The 20,364-nt window shown below is 38.3% G+C and carries 17 protein-coding genes and 2 pseudogenes; 8 read left to right on the top strand and 11 right to left on the bottom strand.

Features of this window, described 5'->3' with window-relative positions; genetic code table 11:
• Positions 1-80 precede the first annotated feature (80 nt).
• The gene (sfsA, locus tag ACLKL2_RS16105) at positions 81-773 is read left to right on the top strand and encodes a DNA/RNA nuclease SfsA (RefSeq protein ID WP_413692463.1); all 693 of its coding nucleotides are present in this window, start codon (positions 81-83) and stop codon (positions 771-773) included.
• A gap of 74 nt (positions 774-847) precedes the next feature.
• Here sfsA and ACLKL2_RS16100 read toward each other — a convergent pair whose 3' ends face one another.
• A complete protein-coding gene (locus ACLKL2_RS16100) occupies positions 848-1,321 on the bottom strand; it encodes a peroxiredoxin (protein ID WP_113818056.1) in 474 nt (157 codons plus the stop codon).
• A 142-nt stretch (positions 1,322-1,463) separates the two neighbouring features.
• Complete coding sequence (locus ACLKL2_RS16095) at positions 1,464-3,092, bottom strand: methyl-accepting chemotaxis protein (RefSeq protein WP_413692462.1); 1,629 nt, start codon at positions 3,090-3,092, stop codon at positions 1,464-1,466.
• 288 nt (positions 3,093-3,380) lie between these two features.
• Here ACLKL2_RS16095 and ACLKL2_RS16090 point away from each other — a divergent pair, with 288 nt between their 5' ends.
• Positions 3,381-5,624, top strand: coding sequence for a peptidase U32 family protein (locus ACLKL2_RS16090; RefSeq protein ID WP_113818058.1), 2,244 nt, complete (start codon positions 3,381-3,383; stop codon positions 5,622-5,624).
• Between the two features lie 61 nt (positions 5,625-5,685).
• Here the strand turns inward: ACLKL2_RS16090 and ACLKL2_RS16085 are convergent, their stop codons facing one another.
• Positions 5,686-5,958, bottom strand: a complete 273-nt coding sequence (locus tag ACLKL2_RS16085) for a hypothetical protein (protein WP_413692460.1) — start codon at positions 5,956-5,958, stop codon at positions 5,686-5,688.
• 273 nt (positions 5,959-6,231) lie between these two features.
• Here ACLKL2_RS16085 and ACLKL2_RS16080 point away from each other — a divergent pair, with 273 nt between their 5' ends.
• The 4 genes from ACLKL2_RS16080 (at position 6,232) to ACLKL2_RS16065 (ending at position 10,373) form a co-directional block, all read left to right on the top strand.
• Positions 6,232-7,836: an ABC-F family ATPase gene (locus ACLKL2_RS16080; RefSeq protein WP_413692459.1), complete on the top strand. Its 1,605-nt coding sequence runs from the start codon at positions 6,232-6,234 to the stop codon at positions 7,834-7,836.
• 112 nt (positions 7,837-7,948) lie between these two features.
• The gene (locus ACLKL2_RS16075) at positions 7,949-9,169 is read left to right on the top strand and encodes a DEAD/DEAH box helicase (protein WP_413692458.1); all 1,221 of its coding nucleotides are present in this window, start codon (positions 7,949-7,951) and stop codon (positions 9,167-9,169) included.
• A gap of 302 nt (positions 9,170-9,471) precedes the next feature.
• Positions 9,472-9,882: a hypothetical protein gene (locus ACLKL2_RS16070; protein ID WP_113818062.1), complete on the top strand. Its 411-nt coding sequence runs from the start codon at positions 9,472-9,474 to the stop codon at positions 9,880-9,882.
• Between the two features lie 80 nt (positions 9,883-9,962).
• Positions 9,963-10,373 carry a hypothetical protein gene (locus tag ACLKL2_RS16065; protein WP_413692457.1) on the top strand — a complete coding sequence of 137 codons (411 nt, stop codon included), beginning with the start codon at positions 9,963-9,965 and terminating at the stop codon, positions 10,371-10,373.
• Positions 10,374-10,463: 90 nt separating this feature from the next.
• Here ACLKL2_RS16065 and ACLKL2_RS16060 read toward each other — a convergent pair whose 3' ends face one another.
• The 3 genes and pseudogenes from ACLKL2_RS16060 to ahpC all read right to left on the bottom strand — a co-directional run bounded on the left by ACLKL2_RS16060 (position 10,464) and on the right by ahpC (position 13,448).
• Positions 10,464-10,622 (bottom strand): YqaE/Pmp3 family membrane protein, encoded by a 159-nt coding sequence (locus ACLKL2_RS16060; protein WP_113818064.1) that lies wholly within the window; start codon positions 10,620-10,622, stop codon positions 10,464-10,466.
• A 477-nt stretch (positions 10,623-11,099) separates the two neighbouring features.
• Positions 11,100-12,694 (bottom strand): annotated as a pseudogene (gene ahpF, locus ACLKL2_RS16055) (alkyl hydroperoxide reductase subunit F).
• Between the two features lie 196 nt (positions 12,695-12,890).
• Complete coding sequence (ahpC, locus tag ACLKL2_RS16050; protein WP_413692456.1) at positions 12,891-13,448, bottom strand: alkyl hydroperoxide reductase subunit C; 558 nt, start codon at positions 13,446-13,448, stop codon at positions 12,891-12,893.
• A gap of 599 nt (positions 13,449-14,047) precedes the next feature.
• On the opposite strand from ahpC, the pseudogene proB reads away from it, so the two are divergent.
• A pseudogene (proB, locus tag ACLKL2_RS16045) lies at positions 14,048-15,149 on the top strand (glutamate 5-kinase).
• 92 nt (positions 15,150-15,241) lie between these two features.
• On the opposite strand, the gene ACLKL2_RS16040 reads toward proB, so the two are convergent.
• From ACLKL2_RS16040 to fruB, 5 genes are read right to left on the bottom strand one after another with little or no spacing between them, the layout of a single operon-like run.
• The gene (locus tag ACLKL2_RS16040; protein ID WP_413692455.1) at positions 15,242-16,240 is read right to left on the bottom strand and encodes a fructose-specific PTS transporter subunit EIIC; all 999 of its coding nucleotides are present in this window, start codon (positions 16,238-16,240) and stop codon (positions 15,242-15,244) included.
• A complete protein-coding gene (locus ACLKL2_RS16035; RefSeq protein WP_413692454.1) occupies positions 16,237-16,980 on the bottom strand; it encodes a PTS fructose-like transporter subunit IIB in 744 nt (247 codons plus the stop codon). The genes ACLKL2_RS16040 and ACLKL2_RS16035 overlap by 4 nt, the downstream gene beginning before the upstream one ends.
• Positions 16,981-17,010: 30 nt before the next feature.
• Positions 17,011-17,736, bottom strand: a complete 726-nt coding sequence (locus ACLKL2_RS16030; protein WP_413692453.1) for a 1-phosphofructokinase — start codon at positions 17,734-17,736, stop codon at positions 17,011-17,013.
• On the bottom strand, positions 17,733-17,972 hold the full coding sequence (locus tag ACLKL2_RS16025) for a PfkB family carbohydrate kinase (RefSeq protein ID WP_413692452.1): 240 nt from the start codon (positions 17,970-17,972) through the stop codon (positions 17,733-17,735). Before ACLKL2_RS16025 ends, ACLKL2_RS16030 begins: the two co-directional genes overlap by 4 nt.
• A 2-nt stretch (positions 17,973-17,974) precedes the next feature.
• Entirely contained in the window at positions 17,975-19,108 is a 1,134-nt protein-coding gene (gene fruB / locus ACLKL2_RS16020) for a fused PTS fructose transporter subunit IIA/HPr protein (RefSeq protein ID WP_413692451.1), read from the bottom strand.
• Positions 19,109-19,360: 252 nt separating this feature from the next.
• Between fruB and cra the strand changes: the two genes are divergently transcribed.
• Complete coding sequence (gene cra / locus ACLKL2_RS16015) at positions 19,361-20,356, top strand: catabolite repressor/activator (protein ID WP_413692450.1); 996 nt, start codon at positions 19,361-19,363, stop codon at positions 20,354-20,356.
• Positions 20,357-20,364 lie beyond the last annotated feature (8 nt).

Below are 20,364 nucleotides of genomic sequence, written 5' to 3'. Positions count from 1 at the left end.
ATTATATGGTAATGATTATCATTTAAATAGTAAATAGATAATCACAAACTTGTTACTAAACTGTTAGGAAAAAGACAATCATGTTATTTAATACGCCCCTGCAAAAGGCGACCTTGATCAAACGTTACAAACGATTTTTAGCGGATGTCACCTTAGCAGATGGGTCTGAAACCACTATTTATTGCGCTAACACAGGTGCAATGACAGGTTGTGGCGATACCGGCGATACCATTTTTTACAGCACCTCGGACAATAAAAAACGTAAATATCAATACACTTGGGAATTTACTTTAACTACTGATCAACATCTTATCTGCGTGAATACCGCTAAAGCGAATGCATTAGTAGCGGAAGCAATCAAGCAAGATCAGATTCCAGCACTGTGCGGTTATCAAGATTGCAAAGCGGAAGTTAAATATGGAGAGGAAAACAGCCGTATCGACTTTCTTTTAACACAAAAAAATAAACCAAACTGTTATGTAGAAGTAAAAAGTTGCACTTTACTGGATGAACGTGTTCAACCTGGAGATGGTTATTTCCCTGACGCAGTAACTACACGAGGTCAAAAACATCTACGTGAATTAATAGAGATGAAACATCAGGGGCACCGTAGTGTTTTATTATTTGCAGTATTACATTCGGGAATTAAGAACGTCCAGCCAGCAAGCTTTATAGATAAGAAATACGCAGCCCTATTTGAACAAGCCAAAGCAGAAGGTGTTGAGGTTGTCTGTTACTTCCCTAATTTACATCAATATATAGATGTTCAGTAAAACGAATCGGAAAGGGATCAACACGGTTCAATAATCATGCTGCAAGTTTACACAAGCAGCATGAAATTTTAATTCTATAAAGCCGCTAAAATTGTTTCGGCTTTACTGGCTTCAAATTCACCCGCTTCTTCAACATTTAAAGCTGTCACAACACCATCTTCAATAATCATTGCATAACGCTGTGAGCGAACGCCACCAAATCCAGCTGTATCTTTATCTAAACCTAGTGCTTTTGTGAAGCTAGCATCGCCGTCACCTAACATTAACAATTCAGATGCATTTTGTGCTTCACCCCATGCCTTCATTACAAACGCATCATTAACGGCTATACAAGCAATTAAATCTACACCTTTTGCTTTCAGCTTATCAGCAAGTACTACATAACCTGGTAAATGCGCTTCTGAACAAGTTGGTGTAAATGCGCCAGGAACAGCAAATAACACGACTTTTTTAGCAGAAAATAACTCATTAACATCATGAGATTGCATGCCATCAGCGGTTAATTGGCTTACGTTTGCTGCTGGTAATTTTTGACCGACTTGAATCATAATTTTGTCCTTGTATGGAGAAAGAAACCCATCCATTTAATGTTATAAATAGATAGGCTGGGCGAATCTTAGTTTAGCCCTAAACTCCAATAGCAGACAATGACTAAAGTAACGGATATGATAAAATAAGGTTTAAACAAGCTTAATTCACTTTAAACTGAATGACATTGTCACTGAGTTGTTCTGATAAATCGTTCAGTTCAATTGATGCTTGATAGACTTTCTCAGAAACATCTAAGCTTTCTCTATTTTGATCACTCACGTTTATTAAATTACTATTAATATCCTCCGATACATTCCCTTGTTGTTCAGTAGCCGTAGCAATTTGAGCCACCATATCACTAATTAAATTGGTAGAGTTTTTGATATTTTCGAACATAGTTTGCGTTTGTTCAGTGGATTTTACATTTTGGTGTACTTTATCAAAGCCGTCTTCAATGGACACCACTGCGTTTTTCACACCGGCTTGAAGTTTACCAATCATCTGTTGAATTTCATTAGTCGATTCTTGGGTTTTGCTAGCCAAAGAGCGAACCTCATCGGCAACTACTGCAAAGCCTGAGCCATGCTCACCTGCACGCGCCGCTTCAATGGCTGCATTGAGTGCTAATAAGTTAGTTTGATCAGCAATATTACGAATAACGTCCAACACCACCGCAATATTGTTCGACTCTTCTGTTAGTGTTGTAATATCGTCATTCGCTCGTTGTATTGATTGTGACAGCTCTTTCACATCTTGAACGGACTGATCAATTAATACCATGCCATTATTAGTCATCTCAGTCGTTTCATTAGTTGCTGTCGAGGCATGTAAGGTATTTTCAGCGACTTCTCGAATAGACGCACTGAATTGGTTAACGGCGGTCGCAATAGCTTCAATTTTTTGATGTTGTGATACATTCAAGTCTTTGCTAGAAACAGACATATCTCTCAACCCTTTTGCATTGCTATTTAACGAAATACTGTTTTCTTTAATTAACGCAATTAAGTGCTGCAACTTACCTACAAATAAATCGAATTCATTGGCAAGCTCACCTAATTCATCTGCTCTTTGAGAAGAAATACGTTGTGTTAAATCACCATCTCCTTCACGGATTTGCTTAATACGCGCAGTTAAATCATCAATCCCACCTACTAAAACTTTTGGTACTAAGTACGTTAATACTGCCGATACAATCACCACAAAAATAATAAAACATAGTAACCAAAATTTATGACTATTCACTTCCGCGTTAACATCATCAATTGTTACTTGAGATTCTTTATAGAGCAGCTCACCTGCGGTATCAAGAATATCCCTTAACTCTGAGAAATGTTGTCGATTAATTGTAAACAGTAATTCCTCTGCTTCTGCTTTTTTACCTTGAGCAAATAAATGAAAATATTGATCAGAGTCTTTTTTCCAAATGTCATAACTCAGGTCAAAGCCAGTTAATTTATCTATTATCTCAGGATAACCCGATAATAACTCCCGATACTCTTGCATTTTATCCGTTGTTTGCTGAGCATTTTCTTCAAAGTCTTTCTTAAAAGAGGGATCATTTTCATGTAGATACTCAAGCTGTGCGACATAAGCTTGATACAGGTCTCTATCTGCATTTAATACAAGAGATAACGCGGGAATAAAACGATGCCCTTCCGTTTCTATACCATCGGTTAATTTAGAGGTAATAGAGTTGTAAGCAACGACAACTAGAATTAAAGAGATAAACACTAACCCAATGGATAGTGATAATTTAATTCTAATGCTTTTACCTATAGTATTTAACAATGTACTGCTCCTTGCTGCTATTGTTCTTCATTCCTTGAATACCTCCATTGTAGTAGACAAATCAAAATAAAAAGGAGATAAAAGTAGAAAAACAACAATTAAAGCGATGAATTTATTTACAATGATCCTGTTTACTTAAAAAGTACCCTATTAATTAAAAATATGGCTATATATAAAGAGTGCCTAAACCAGTTTTCAATCGACCTCACCATGTAATGCCATAGTAAATGTAGTGATATAAAGGTAAACTCCCGCCCAAAGTAATATATTAAATAGACGGTGAAGAGAATGAGTAGAAAAATTGAATTGTTAGCCCCTGGTGGTGATGTTGATGCCATTAAAGCCGCCATTATCGCAGGGGCTAATGCCATCTACTGTGGCTTAGATATTTTTAATGCTCGTAACCGTGCTGCAAACCTGTCTTTTGATGACCTAGTTGGGATCATCAAATTAGCACATGAATATCAGTGTGAGGTTTTTCTAACCCTAAATATCGTTATCCTAGAGCATGAATTGCCTGCATTAACTAAGTTATTAAACCAGTTAGTAAATACTGGTATTGATGGGATCATTGTGCAAGATCTTGGCTTATTCAACTTAGTTAAAAAGTTCTTCCCAAGCCTACATATTCACGCCTCTACTCAGCTCACCACTCATAACGAAGGTCAAGTACTGTTCCTTGCTAAAATCGGGGCGACACGCGCCAACTTATCACGTGAATTAAATCTATCTGAAATCAAAAGTCTGACTGCATTAGCTCACGACAATGATGTATTAACCGAAGTCTTTGTTCATGGCGCACTATGTATTGCCTTTTCGGGTCAATGTTACTCAAGCTCAGTGAGTGTCGGTAATTCTGGTAACCGTGGTCGTTGCAGTCAAGCCTGTCGTGATGAATATGAAGAAACCAATGCAGGTAACAAATACCCACTTAACTTAAAAGATAACTCAGCTTGGTTCGACTTACCTGAACTAGTCGATGCTGGTGTTGACTCATTAAAAATTGAAGGCCGTATTAAAGGTGCACAATACGTACATACCGTGGTTGATAGCTGGCGTCAGCAGATCAATCAATTTGTTGATACAGGCAAATTATTAGCAGATGATTCAGCGTTATATAAAGTGTTTAACCGAGACTTCACCAATTCATTCTTAAAAGGCAACTTAACCAAAGATATGTTTATCGATAATCCACGCGATAACAGCTTTACTCATGCCAATGAAAAAAGTAATGCTATTTCTGTGGTACAAATCCAAGAAGCGCAAGATATTCTACGTGATGACAAAAACAAAATAGTAGATGAGGTCGCTGCAAAAGTTGCTACGTTAAAGATCGACAAAAGTGACCTTTCACTGAGTTTTTCTGGGCAGTTAGATAGACCATTTACAGTAACAATTGTTATCGACCAAAAAACCATTATCGTAGAATCAAATTCTAACTTAATTAAATCAGAACAATCTGCCGTTACAGAGGAAGCCATTGCTAAGCGTTTTAAAAGCTTTAAAAATAGCCGTTATAACGTCGCTGAGTTTGATTTCTCAAGATTAGACTCAGGTTTAACCATTCCTTTTAAAGAGTTAACTGACGTTAAAAATAAAGTCGCTTATTACCTCAATGGTGAAAAGGAAGTGATACCTGCGGTGACTATTCCTGCATTGACATCTCATCCAAAACTCAATGAACAACCAACACTATCCATATTGATCAGTGATGAAAAGGATGCTTATCTTGGAGACTTAACAGAGGCAGACATCTACTTTAAACTCCCTGAAAGCTTTAAAAAACGCTGTAATAAACAACGTGATATTCTAGCTCGTAATCCACGTTTCATTCCATGGTTCCCAGCGGTATTAATTGGTAAAGATTACATCGAAGCCGTACGTATTTTAGAGGAATTAAAGCCAGAGCGTATTGTTACTAACAATACAGGTATTGCTTATAAAGCTTTTGAAATGGGTATTGAATGGATAGCAGGTCCGTTTTTAAACACCACTAATTCTTACGCATTATTAACCATGCAAGAAGAGTTAAACTGTGCAGGTGCATTTATCTCAAATGAGATTAACCGCAATCAAATTAAAAACATCAAACGTCCAGCTAACTTCAAAATGCTATACAGCATCTACCACCCTATTTTGATGATGACTAGTCGCCAATGTTTCTTCCAACAAACCGTTGGTTGTAACAAGCCGAGTATCGAAGATGGTTGTATGTTGAAGTGTCAAAAAGCTACCACAATCACTAACGTTAAAGGCATCTCTTTTGCTGTTGATAAACAACTCGGTGGTTACCCAAGTATTTACAACCACGAACAATTTTTAAACTTTGAAGCAATTAAAGACTTCTCAAACTTATTTGATGAATTCTTTATTGACCTAACCGATATCGGTTCAGGCTCAAAAGAGAAACAAGATAAAGCAGAGTTAATTAAATACTTTGAAGATTTCCTAGCCGGTGATCAACAAGCAGAAGTCACAGTGACTAATTTAATTCCAGTGTCGACCAATGCTCAGTACCAGCAAGGTTTGTAAATAAAAATAAGGAGCTATACTAATAAAGTGTATGTTTAGCTCCTTGCTTAATTCACATCACTCAATTATCTACTTTATTGCTTGTCATTGCTCTTTTTGCCGCAAGCCGCTCAAGAAACACTTTTTCATCTCTTTCTTTACGATCACTATGCAGCCCTAATACTCCAAGCAAACCAATAGGAATATAGATAGAAAACCCAATCATAGCGACTATATAGGCCCAACCAGCTCGTGTTCTTTGATAAAAAACAACACCAATCAGGCTAAGTACCCAACCACTTCCAAAAATGATAAATAGCACCAAAGCAACCAATGATTCTGTACTAGTCACCACAAAAAAAACAATAAAAAATTACTTTAATCGGTTAGATATACTTACTTAACAATCTTAAAAATAAAAGCCCCCTAAAATAAAAACCTACAATTATTGTTTAATCATGAAGGTATAAATAAAGCTGATTAAAAATAAACCAAAAAAACGCTGCTTTTAATCACATAATTCGATATTTTCGCTGCTTAATCTGTATACTGCCCGACCTAAATATTTCTGTAGCTTGATAATGCTATTTTGCGTATCAAACTACTCTTAACTGATGGAATCTTGATTTTGATATCTACCGCAAACATTACAATGCAATTTGGCGCTGAGCCTTTATTTGAAAACATTTCTGCCAAATTTGGTAACTACAACCGTTACGGTTTAATTGGTGCAAATGGTTGCGGAAAATCAACCTTCATGAAAATTCTAACCGGAGCACAAGAGCCAAGTGCAGGTAATGTATCTTTAGATCCAGGTATCAAGATGGGTACGTTAAGCCAAGATCAGTTTGCCTTTGAAGAGTATACGGTTATTGATGCGGTGATCATGGGTGATAAAGAGCTATGGAAAGTAAAACAAGAGCGTGATCGCATCTATAGCTTACCTGAGATGTCAGAAGAAGATGGCATGAAAGTAGGTGAACTAGAAAGTGAATTTGCTGAAATGGATGGTTATACAGCTGAAAGTCGTGCTGGAGATATCCTTTTAGCCGCAGGTATTGAAGAAGAGTTTCATTTTGGTTTAATGAAGCAAGTTGCGCCAGGTTGGAAACTGCGTGTGTTATTAGCACAAGCACTATTCGCTAACCCAGATTTACTATTGCTCGATGAGCCAACCAATAACTTGGATATCAATACTATTAACTGGTTATCTGACGAGTTAAATAAACGCCGTTGTACTATGATTATCATTTCTCATGACCGTCACTTCTTAAACTCAGTATGTACACACATGGCAGATATCGATTACGGTGAGTTACGTATTTATCCGGGTAATTATGAATACTTCCTAGAAGCATCATCATTAATCCGTGAGCAACTCTTATCTGAGAATGCGAAGAAAAGTGCAGAAATTGACGAACTACAAGACTTTGTAAACCGTTTTGGTGCTAATGCCTCTAAAGCGAAACAAGCCAGCTCTCGTGCAAAGAAAATGGATAAGATCAAACTGGATGAAGTGAAAGCAACCAGTCGTCTTCACCCTTCTTTATCGTTTGATGAAGGTAAAAAAATGCATCGCCAAGCACTAGTATTAGAAGGCTTAGGTCACGGTTTTGATGAAGGTCCTTTATTTAGCGGTGGTGATATCATATTAGAAGCCGGCGCTAAACTGGCTATTATTGGTGAGAATGGTGTCGGTAAAACGACCTTTATGCGTTGTTTAGTCAATGACTTACAACATAACGAAGGGGTAGTTAAGTGGTCTGAAAATGCCTCTATCGGTTACTGTCCACAGGATAGCTCAAAAGACTTTGATAATGATTTAACGTTAATGGATTGGATGGGTCAATGGCGTACCAGCAAACATAACGATTTAATGGTGCGCGGTATTTTAGGCCGCTTATTATTTACTGATGATGATGCTAATAAAAAAGCACGTAATTGTTCAGGTGGTGAGAAAAACCGTCTACTATTCGGTAAATTAATGATGCAAGATGTCAATGTATTAGTGATGGATGAACCTACTAACCACATGGACTTAGAAGCCATTGATGCCTTAAATAATGCATTAAAAGAGTTTAAAGGTACGTTAATTTTTGTCAGTCACGACCGTGAATTTGTCTCTTCACTAGCAACACGTATTATTGATATTAAAGAAAAACAAGTCATCGACTTCCAAGGAACCTATAACGAGTACCTAGCAAGTCAAGAAGAAGCAAAGAAATTAGCTTAATACCTTAATGAAAATGGTCATGTGAGTCGATTTGATTCAGCACCATTGTTCAATAGAATCACCTTATAATGGTCAGTTTAACTGGCCATTATTGTTTTAATGAGAGAAGAGTATGTCATTTTCATCGCTTGGGTTAAGTGCCCCAATTGTACAATCCGTAACTGAACAAGGTTATGAAGCGCCAACGCCTATTCAAGAAAAGGCGATACCTAAAGTATTAGCCGGCAAAAATGTGATTGCCGCTGCACAAACGGGCACTGGTAAAACAGCTAGTTTTGTCTTGCCTATTTTACAAAAATTAATTGATGCGCCAATGGTTCGTCCTAAGCGTGTGCATGCGATAATTTTAACGCCTACACGAGAGCTTGCTATCCAAGTTGAAGAGAACATTCAACATTATGCTAAGCACATCAATATCAGTTCGATGGCCATGTATGGCGGTGTTGATATCGAGCCACAAAAACAGCGTTTAATTGAAGGTGTTGATATCTTAGTGGCAACACCTGGGCGCCTATTGGATATGTATACGCGTCGCGCTATTCATTTTGATGAAACAACGATTTTAGTCATTGATGAAGCTGATCGTATGTTAGATATGGGCTTTATTAGCGACATTAATAAAGTCGTTGAAAAGTTACCAGAGCAACGTCAAAACCTATTGTTTTCAGCCACTCTATCGAAGCAAGTGCGCTTTCTTGCAAGAACAGCGGTAACCGAAGCTGTTGAGATTTCGATTACGCCAGAAAATGTAACTGTCCCCAAAATTGCACAACATTTAATTACCGTCGATAAAGAGTTTAAGTCAGCATTATTAAGTCATTTAATTCATGAGAATAAATGGCAACAGGCTTTGATCTTCATTGAAACAAAACGCGGCGCAGCTAAATTAGTTAGCCAGTTAGAAAAACGCGAAATTGCAGCAGAATCTTTCCATAGTGGCCGTAGCCAAGCGATGCGTGAGCAATTAATGGAAGAGTTTAAAGCAGGTAAAATTCAATTCTTAGTCGCGACAGGTATTGCTGCACGCGGTATTGATATTGATGATTTAGAGCGTGTGATCAACTACGACTTACCTGATGAAGCTGAAGATTACGTGCATCGAATTGGCCGTACGGGTCGAGCAGGCGCGGCAGGAGAAGCGATCTCATTCGTCTCAAGAGATGACTTCCGTAACTTATGCGCCATTGAACAACACCTAGGTTACTTTATTAAACGTGAAGTTATTGAAGGGTTTGAGCCTAAATTAGTAGTACCTAACTCTGATGCCGCTTACGCACCTAAGAAAGCACAAAAAGGGCGTCGTCGCCAATCATCAAGACGTTCAGCTAAATAACCTTGATGTAAAAAAGAGTCAATCAATATCACTTGTTCTTGTGTAGCAAGTCGGTAATTACATACATCAGCTCTTTAATACATCAATAATAGTTGCGAGCACTTTATGTGCTGTGCAACTATTCCTTCTTTTAGATACTTCGACTCCTCATTAACTTCCACCAACCTATAGATGAATTAGTAATAAAAATAGGTTCTTTGAACCTTTCTCAAATTAAATTTTAAAATTGTGAAATTAAATCGAATCTTTCAAGGTCTTTGATTATTCCAAACTAAAATTTTTAAAATTCTAAGGAAAAATCAATGTCTCAAACTCTATCTACCAACACTAAAAGCCGCTTGGAATGCGCTCTATTTTCTCTGCGTCTAGGTGTATTTATTGTAATGTTTATGTGGACGATGGATAAATTCGTTAACCCTGGTCATACAGCTAAAGTATTTGAAATATTTTATGGTATAAGCTCAAGTACAATTGCGGTTTATGTACTAGGCGCTGTGCAATTAGTATTGGTTCTAGCGTTCTTAGCAGGTGTGAAAAAACGCTTAACATACGGTTTAATCTTCATATTACACGGTGCATCAACGTTATCTGCTTATAACCAATACATAGATGGCTTTAACAACCTATTGTTCTTTGCTGCTTGGCCAATGTGGGCAGCTTGTTTTGCCCTTTATCTACTACGTGATGAAGATGTGAAATTTACTATTAAGTAATATATTGCACTAATAACAGCCCAGCCTTCCCGCTGGGTTTTTTATTGGTATATCTAGCACTTTTAATCAAGGAAGTTTTAATGTCTCAATCTCTTTCACCCGCATTAACAGATCGCCTACAAACTAGCTTATTCGCACTGCGTTTGGGTGTTTTCATTGTTATGTTTGTTTGGACTATGGATAAGTTTGTAAATCCTGGTCATTCAGTTGTAGTATTTGAAAAATATTATGGGCTAGGGAGTAGCGACTTAATCAGTTACTTAATAGGAGCCTTGCAGTTACTGTTAGTATTAGCTTTTGTCGCCGGCATTAAGAAGCGCTTTACTTACGGGCTAATATTTTTAATGCATGGCGGCTCTACACTTTCTGCTTTTGCAAAATATGCAGATCCGTTTAATAGCTTACTATTTTTTGCAGCTTGGCCGATGTGGGCAGCCTGTTTCGCTTTATACTTATTACGCGATGCAGACGTAAAATTCACTATTAAATAATAGTAGTCATCATAGAAACAAAAAATGCCCCAGCCATCTTGTGACTGGGGCATTTTTTTATTATACATTAAAGGGTTTAAGCTTAAGTGTTTAACGAGTCGTTACCCATAACGCATGTATGATCCCTGGCACCCAGAAGAAAATACTTAAAATTAAGTTAATTAGAAAATCCTTTCCTAATCCAAACTTCAACAATACCGCCAGTGGTGGTAAGAAAATACAAATAATAATATTAATAAGCTGATTCAAAATATCCTCCTGAATTTTAAGTGATTATTTTATCTACAATATCATAACCACAGTTATCTGCTCAATTTTTCTACTTTTAATCAGGGTCTGGCCCAGTGTCTCTTTAGGAGAAGTTTACAAGCAACGAATAACACCTCATTGATTGTATTGCCAAGTGCTCCGCCAACGATGAAATAAGTTTCGCATAGGGAACAACCATTTACATCAACTTACGCCTCAAACTAAGCCATTTTTCCGGCGCAAAATTTAGATCAGTTATTTAATACAATTAGTATTAGTTATTGAATAAACTAGCGAGTTCACAACAGGTTATATATCCAGACTAATATTATGTTTACAAGAGACTATAAGATGATGTGTTAACAAAAGTAGAATGGTAGGGAACTAAAAACAAAAAAGGCCAAATACATGGGTATTTGGCCTGTTGTTATAATTAGCCACTTAGTGAATGGCCATAACAAAAACTGTTATTGCAAATTAAGCTACGTTAGCTACTTTTGCTACTGGTGCTGGTGTTCTAATTAAGTGGTCAAATGCACTTAGACTTGCTTTAGAACCTTCACCCATTGCAATGATGATTTGCTTGTAAGGAACGGTTGTTACATCACCTGCAGCAAATACGCCTGGTAGTGATGTTTCACCTTTTGCATTTACTTCGATTTCGCCACGTGGTGATAAAGTAACACCGCTGTCTTTTAAGAAATCACTGTTTGGCATTAAGCCGATTTGTACAAAGATACCAGACAACTCAACTTCGTGCTCTTCATTGCTAACACGGTCTAGATATTTAAGTGAAGTAACACGAGTTCCGTCACCAATCACTTCTGTTGTTTGTGCACTTTTAATGATATCGATATTAGCGATGCTATTAGCTTTATCTACTAGTACTTGGTCAGCACGTAGTGTGTCAGCGAACTCTAAAACAGTTACGTGAGCGACGATACCAGCTAAGTCGATTGCCGCTTCAATACCTGAGTTACCACCACCAATTACCGCAACTTTTTTGCCTTTGAATAATGGCCCGTCACAGTGAGGGCAGTAAGCAACACCTTTGTTGCTGTACTCTTGCTCACCAGGTACGTTCATTTTTCTCCAACGAGCACCTGTTGATAAGATAACGCTACGGCTTTTAATGTTGCACCGCTCTCTAAAGAAACGTGGATGTAACCATCTTCAGTTTTTTCTGCAGCAACGACTGAATCAGCACGCTGTTCGTTCATGATATCTACATCATATTCTTTTACGTGTTCTTCAAGAGCAGCAGCTAATTTAGGACCTTGCGTCTCTTTAACAGAGATAAAGTTTTCAATGGCCATTGTATCCATTACTTGTCCGCCGAAACGTTCAGCAACAACACCAGTACGGATACCTTTACGCGCTGCATAGATTGCTGCAGATGCACCCGCTGGGCCACCACCAACAACTAATACTTCATACGGTTCTTTTTCGTTTAATGCTGCAGCTTGTTTTTTCGCAGCGCCAGTATCAACTTTACTTAAAATTTCAGTTAATGTGATACGACCTTGTGTGAATACTTCACCGTTTAAATAAACGCTTGGTACCGCCATGATGTTACGATCTGCAACTTCATCTTGGAACGCACCACCATCAATCATAGTTGCTTTGATGCTTGGGTTAATCGCAGCCATCATATTTAATGCTTGTACGACATCTGGACAGTTCTGACAGCTTAAAGAGATGAACACTTCAAAGTTAAAATCACCTTCAAGGTTACGTACTTGTTCAATCACTTCAGCATCAATTTTCATTGGGTGACCACCAGTATGCAATAATGCTAATACTAATGATGTAAATTCGTGACCCATTGGTAAGCCAGCAAAACCGATAGCAGTATTTTTAGTTGGGTTAACCACTTGCATGATTGGTTTACGAGTACTTGCTGATTGATCTTCTACTACAGATACTTTATCATGCAGTGATGCAATATCAGTAGCTAGTGTTTTAAGCTTTTTAGCTGTTTCACTATCATCAAGACTAAGAACAAGTTTTACTTCTGTTTTTAAGTTATCTAAGTACGCTTTTAATTGCGCCTTCATATTTTGGTCTAACATAATTCCACCCTTTTAATTTTTTATAGCTGTGTTTGTGCACGTTTAACAAAAAACGTGAATAAGCAAATTGGTTAATTTAAAAATCGACTCTCTCGTCAATAAGGCTTTATAAAAATCTATTTTTAAATGACCTCAGCCTTGCTGACTAAGGTCTATTTAGTGCTAAGCAATAATAAAATTGCTTAGCTTTTTAGACTTAGATTTTACCTACTAGGTCTAGAGAAGGAGCTAGTGTTTCTTCACCTTCTTTCCATTTAGCTGGACATACTTCACCTGGGTTAGCAGCTACGTATTGTGCAGCTTTAACTTTACGTAGTAGGTCTTCAGCATCACGGCCAATACCTTCAGCAGTGATTTCCATTGCTTGGATTGTACCTTCTGGATCGATTAGGAATGTAGCACGGTCTGCAAGGCCTTGACCTTCACGCATAACGTTGAAGTTATTTGTGATGTTACCTGATTGGTCACCAACCATGAAGTAGTTGATTTTACCGATAGTGTCTGAACTGTCGTGCCATGCTTTGTGAGTGAAGTGAGTATCAGTAGATACAGAGAAAACTTCAACACCACGTTTTTGTAGCTCTTCGTAGTGATCAGCAACGTCACCTAATTCAGTAGGACATACAAAAGTGAAGTCAGCAGGGTAGAAGAAAAAGATAGACCATTTACCTAGTACGTCTTGCTCTGAGATTTCTACGAACTCACCAGATTTAAAAGCACTTGCGTTGAATGGTTTCAATTTAGTATTGATCATTTTGAGATTCCTATTAAGTTTGGGTTATTTACTATTTGAACTCGTTCCCCGAGTCCATGAGGTGCATTATGTGACAAAAGTCGCAATAGGTAAAATTGTTAGTTTCAATGAGTTTAATAGCCAATGACTATTTTTTGTTTCTTGCAGCCATATGACAGGTTTGTGACAATTGGCGTTAAATTATAAAATAAAAGTACCGTAAGTAAAAGTGAGTTTATAAGAAAGCGTGAACTTTCGACTATTTAACGAGTCTATTCTCTGTGACTAAAATTTAAACAAAAAATTGTTATAAATATGTTACACTAGATGCAATTACATATTTAAGACCTTTTTTTTATGTAATTAATCTTTGAATCAACCTAGTAAGGCAGGACATAAAATAATGGCTCTCATGAGAAATTATCGTATATCAACAAACCTTCCCCCTCCAAGTTCCATCCGTTCCTAAAACACAATCTAACAATATTATTATCCGAATAGAGCTATGAAATTGCTGACATAACATAGTTATCTAAAGCAGTTAATCGCTTCTTACTCTTGCGATTAATCGTCTACATCAGAATAAAGAGTAATGCAGTAAAAAAGCTAAAAGAGAAAATATGAAAAATCATAAGTGGAATCGAATTGTATTAAAAGTTGGTAGTGCACTAATAGCCCCAGAAAGAAAAGGCTGTAGTTCTCGTTACCTATTACATATCGCCAAATTTATTTTACAATGTAGAGACAGAGGCACAGAGGTGATTCTGGTTTCTTCAGGCTCAGTAGCAGCAGGCGCTCACTTCTTTGGTAACATCGACAAGCCTTCATTACCTATTAAAAAAGCAATGGCCGCAGCCGGTCAAAACGAAATGATGGCTGCTTGGGATCGCTTCTTTGATTTCCCATCTGCACAAATTTTATTAACCCATGGTGATTTCCAAGATAGAGAGCGTTACGACAGTGTACGTGAAACAATCTTCGCATTACTTGACCATGGTATTTTACCGGTTGTAAACGAAAATGATGTAGTAACAACCGATGCATTAAAAGTAGGCGATAACGATAACCTATCTGCCATGGTAGCCGCAGCGGCGGATGCAGATGCGTTAATTATCTGTTCTGATATTGATGGCCTATACGACAAAAACCCGCACACCAATGACGATGCGGTAATGATTAAAAATGTGAATACTATCGACCAAAGTATTTTCGATATGGCCGGTGGCGCACACAGCAGTGTCGGCACGGGTGGTATGCAGACTAAAATTGAAGCTGCAGAAAAAGCAACATCACATGGTCTCACAACTTATATTATTAATGGCTTCAAAGAACACTCATTTGAGCAATTAATTTTAGGTAAAAACCCAGTGTACTATTTTTGCCCCTTATGCAAAACCAATGGAAGAAGACTTACATTGGATGACACATACATCAAAAGCACAAGGTGAAGTAGTTATTGAAGATGGCTTTGAATATCCATTAGATGAACACTGTGACCAACTAACGAGTAATGAAATCCTTGAAGTTCATGGTGAGTTCTCTGCCGGTGATACAATTTTAATCCGCAGTGATGACGGTAAACATGTAGCTAAAGCGGAAGCTAACTACAGTAGTTGCTTACTTAACTATATTACTGAAGATGAAACTGATGCTCATCATCAAACAGGCCCACTAGTATCAGATAAAAATATCGCGGTATTAGAGCACGAAGCATCTGATTAATTACGCTTAATCAGAGTGATTAAAAAAAGGGGATAACGATTAAATCGTTATCCCCTTTTTAGTTTTAGCAATCTAGTTTATAGCGGTCATACTTAAGCGCTAGCTGCTTGTACATCTGCTTTATTTTTTAAGAAAGCGTAAGTGAAACCAGTCACTAGCGTCCCGGCTGCAATTGCAACTAGGTACATTAATACCGGCGTAATTGCGTTTGGAATAAGCAGAACAAACAATCCACCATGAGGTGCTAATAACTGCGCACCAAATAACATAGATAAACCACCTGTGATTGCACCACCTAACATACAACTTGGAATGACACGCATTGGATCTTTTGCTGCAAATGGAATCGCACCTTCAGAGATAAAACATAAGCCTAATACAAAAGAGGCTTTACCCGCTTCCTGCTCTGTTGCAATAAACTTTTGTTTAGCTAAGAAAGTCGCTAAGCCCATGCCTAATGCAGGTACCATACCTGCCGCCATGATCGCAGCCATTGGCCCGTATGATTGAGATGCTAGTAAACCAACACCAAAGGTATATGCCGCTTTATTAACTGGACCACCAAGGTCAAAACACATCATACAACCTAACACTATTCCGAGTAACACGGCATTGGTTGATCCCATATTGGTTAGAAACTCTGTTAATGCCGCCATAATTGCTGCCACCGGACCACCTACAATGTAGATCATCACTAGACCGGTCACTAAACTCGCTAAAAACGGAATAATTAAAATAGGTTTTAATGCTTCCATGGATTGCGGTAGTGATACTTTGTCAGCAATAAACTTAGCTGCGTAACCCGCAATAAAACCAGCGGCAATCCCCCCAAGGAAACCAGCACCTAATTGACTCGCTAACATACCGCCAATTAAACCAGGGGCTAACCCAGGTCGGTCTGCAATAGAAAAGGCAATGAATCCTGCTAAAACTGGAATCATTAACGCAAAGGCCGCACCACCACCGATATCCATTAAGGTGGCCGCTAAGGTGCCCTCCTCTTTAAAGGCTTCAATACCAAAAACAAAGGACAAGGCAATTAATAAACCACCTGCAATCACCACGGGTAACATATGTGATACACCCGTCATAAGGTGCTTATAAGCGCCCTTTTCTCTTCACTAGGATCGCTATTTATTTTTCCAGTTCCTTGATAAATACTCGCTTCAGCAAAGGCTTTGTCAATTTCTTGTTGGGTTTTCTTTAACGCAAGGCCTGTACTGGTTTTATATAAGCGTTTGCCATTAAAACGATCTAATGACACTTCAATATCAGCAGCAATAATCACTAAATCAGCAGCACTAATATCTTGATCGGTTAATTGATTTTTTGCTCCCACTGAGCCACGAGTTTCCACTTTGATGGTATAACCTTGACGTTCAGCTTCCGCTTCTAATGCTTCCGCCGCCATAAAAGTATGCGCAACCCCAGTTGGGCAAGCAGTAATAGCAACAATATGCTTTTCATTACCAGCTTCAGAAGCTTTAGATAAAGATACCTCAGTCACTTGTGTTGCATCTAATACGGTTAGTTTAGTTAACGCTGTTTCTAACCACACTTTTGGGTCGCTAGTACATTCAGAGATATCACCTTGATATACTTTTTTACCAACAAAACGGCTGTTATCGACTGCACCATTACTCACAATCAATACCGCATCAGCATCTGCAATTTGTTGCTCAGTTAACGTATCCACTGGTAATACACTTGATTGGCACTCAATAACGGCTTCTAGGTTTAAGGTTTGTACTGCTTTTTTCAATAAACCAGCGGCAATAATGCTATTTGCAACACCGCTTGGGCAGGCAGTGACCATCACTATATTTTTCATAATCAATCCTTCACTCAATTTCTAAAACGATTAAAAAAGGTTATTCAGCGTTACTTTTTGTTGTAATTCAGTAACGCTTTCGAGACTCTCAACACCCACACCAACCTGCGATACAGCTAATGCTGAAAGTGCAGTGGCAAAGGATAAAATTTGTTCAGCTTGCCAGCCTTGCAAGTGGCCCCAACATAAGCCAGCAACTAAGGTATCTCCAGCGCCCACAGTACTAACTACTGTCATTTTAGGTGGTTGAGAGAAATACCATTGAGTTTGCTGTTGCTGATCTTTAGCTAGCCAGATCACGCCTTTTTCGCCCAATGAGAGCACCACATTATCGATCCCTTTCGCAGCTAAACCCTCTGCAGCTTGCTGGCAAGCCTGTGCGGAAGTCAGTTTTGTTCCAACGAGTTCAGATAACTCTTCATCATTAGGTTTAATTAACCAAGGCTGTGCAGTTAAGCCAGCGACTAACGCAGCACGGCTACTATCAAAAATGACTTTTTTGCCCATTTCATGTAGTTTTTTAATCCAACTTGCACACAATTCAGGCGTAATACCTGTTGGAAGGCTTCCAGCGAGTACAAAAAACTGATGTGTTTCAGCTAATGCCCACAACTTAGATTCAAAGGCTTTAATCGCTTGTTCAGAAACATGTACACCAGGGAAGTTGATATCGCTGACTTGGCCATTTTCTTCAACTAGCTTCACGTTGATTCGTGTTGCACCGTCCACGCGAATAAATTGATCATCAGCACTCATATCAGAAAAAGTGTACTGAATAGTGCATCGTTATCTCGCCCTAAAAAGCCTGTTACTGTTACCTCCGCCCCTAAGTCAGAAAGTACTCTCGCAACATTTACCCCTTTACCTGCCGCATGCAAGGAACCTTCCTCTGCTAAATTGACTGAGCCTAAATTCAACTTTCCAACACTGCCGGTGAGGTCTAATGCAGGGTTTAAAGTGATAGTGACTACTTTATTATTTATATCTCTCATTTTTATCCCTCACTCAACCCAGAAACAATGGCTTCACTAATCGCAGCAAGCGCTTGTTTCGCATCGTCACCATCAGCAATAAACTGTAATCGATCGCCATACTTAACGCCTAAGCCGATCACTTTCATTAAGCTTTTAGCATTCACTGTTTTATCTTCTCCATCGAGGTTTTTAACCATAATGTTGGCGCTAAATGGCTTAATAGTTGCCACTAACATTGCACTCGGCCTTGCGTGTAAACCATGCGTATTATTAATTCTAAATGTCTCTGTTAAAGCTGAGTCACTGCTTATGTCGTCTTCTTCATGATTGGTAAAGTAAGCAATTAATTTATCTTTAGAAGCAATCAGCAACTCACCTTGTTGTTGTTCGAATATGCAATGGCTAAGAGTCTTAAGAAAACCATGATGAGTATCATTACAAGCGGCAATCACAATCAGCCCCTTCACCACTTCCCCATTAAACTCACAATGTTCACTGGTAGTTACAAATGCCATCGCAGAACGATTCACTGCTTTGTCACCACTAATCAACCTTAAGCCATTACCTAAATGCGTAGGTGCTTTAACGACTAATTCAGCAACAAATTGTTGCGCTACGCAGTCTTGATTTTTTAAACAACCACCCGCTACGGCGGCCATTTGAATCATATCCGTCGCAGGGAAATTTAATTGCATCAGCTGCTGGTTAAAATCCGCTTCAAATTGCACATCACCATTTAATAGCGTGATAATGTCTTGTTCAGTGGTTGCTGCTTTTAACTTCTCTTCAACGCCATCCACAGACAAGACTTTAGTTAACTGCTTTAAAATACCTAAATGCTCATCTGACTTAGCGGCAATACCAATCGCCACATAGACGAGATTGTTATCCCCCCAGTTCACCCCATCAGGAAAGTGATGAATGACTACTCCAGTTTCATTAACCAAATCACGTGTATCTGTTGTACCGTGAGGAATAGCAATACCATTGCCTAAGTAGGTCGAATTTTGTAATTCGCGATTAAACATGCCAGTCACATATTCACTGGTGACTAAACCTCGCTCATTTAGTTGTTCTGCAATTGTGGTAATCGCCGCTATTTTATCTTTTGCGGCTTGTGCCATTGTGATGTCATCGTTGGTTAGTTTCAGCATCAACCTAAACCTCTTTATTAATAAAAATTAGCCTTTAACTTTAACAACTGAATCGATTCAGCAATTAAGTCAAAAAAATTCAGCCACTCTATTTAGCCACTTTTAAAAGAATACCTATGAGTATTTATTAGGCTAATAACGATACTGAATCGTTTCAGCTTTAATAGTGAATCGATTCAGCTTATAATGCAACCTATAAGTAAAAGAGATCGTCATTAATATGATCTTATCGACAAAAAAGGATCTTTCAGCATGACATTAGATAAAATTGCACAGTTAGCCGGTGTATCAAAAACCACTGCAAGTTATGTTATTAACGGTAAAGCAAAAAAGTACCGCATTAGTGAAAAGACCCAATTAAAAGTGATGGCTGTGGTTAATGAGCATAATTATAGTCCTGACCATGCCGCTTCATCATTACGTGCTGGAAGTAGTCGTTCTTTTGGTTTAATTATTCCAGATCTTGAAAACAACAGTTATACCAAACTTGCTAAGTTACTAGAGTCAAACTCACGTCAAGCGGGCTATCAAATATTAATAGGCTGTTCGGATGATGATCCAGAAACCGAAAGAAACTTGGTTAAAGCTTTATTAAGCCGCCGTATTGATGCGCTATTTGTAGCTAGCTCATTAACCGATAGCAGTGATTACTACCTGCCTATCCAGCAACAAGGTACGCCGATCATTGCCATTGACCGCGCTTTAGATGATGAACATTTTAGTTGTGTGATCAGTGAAGATTTTGATGGTGCTTATGAACTAACTGCGTCTTTAATTTCCGATCAGGTTAAATCTGTTGGTTTAATCGGTGCTCTGCCTAATCTTAATATTTCTCGACAACGTCATGCTGGCTTTGAAGCCCAAGTAAAAGAACAAGGTTTAATCGCCATTAGTGATTATGGAGACAATTTTAATAGTGAGTCGGGAAAAGCGATTTTTAGTGCGTGGATAGCCGAAAATAAACTACCAGATGCCATTATTGTCACCTCCTATACTTTATTGGAAGGTATTTTGGATGTGTTAATTGAGCAACCTGCACTAATGGATAAACTGAAGCTAGGCACATTTGGTGATAATCGTTTGTTAGACTTTCTACCAATAAAGATAAACTCCCTACCACAACAGTTTGAGTTAATTGCAGACAGTGCATTAGCGCTCGCACTGAATGCATCAGCAAAACGCTATCAAACTGGTGTTGAGTTAATTCCAAGGAAAATAGTCATACGTCAAAACAGTCATGATCTTTAATAAAAGAT

Origin of the sequence: Psychromonas sp. KJ10-2, assembly GCF_047323255.1 — a bacterium.
GTDB lineage: Bacteria > Pseudomonadota > Gammaproteobacteria > Enterobacterales > Psychromonadaceae > Psychromonas.
This window is presented reverse-complemented; position numbering and strand designations above follow the sequence as displayed.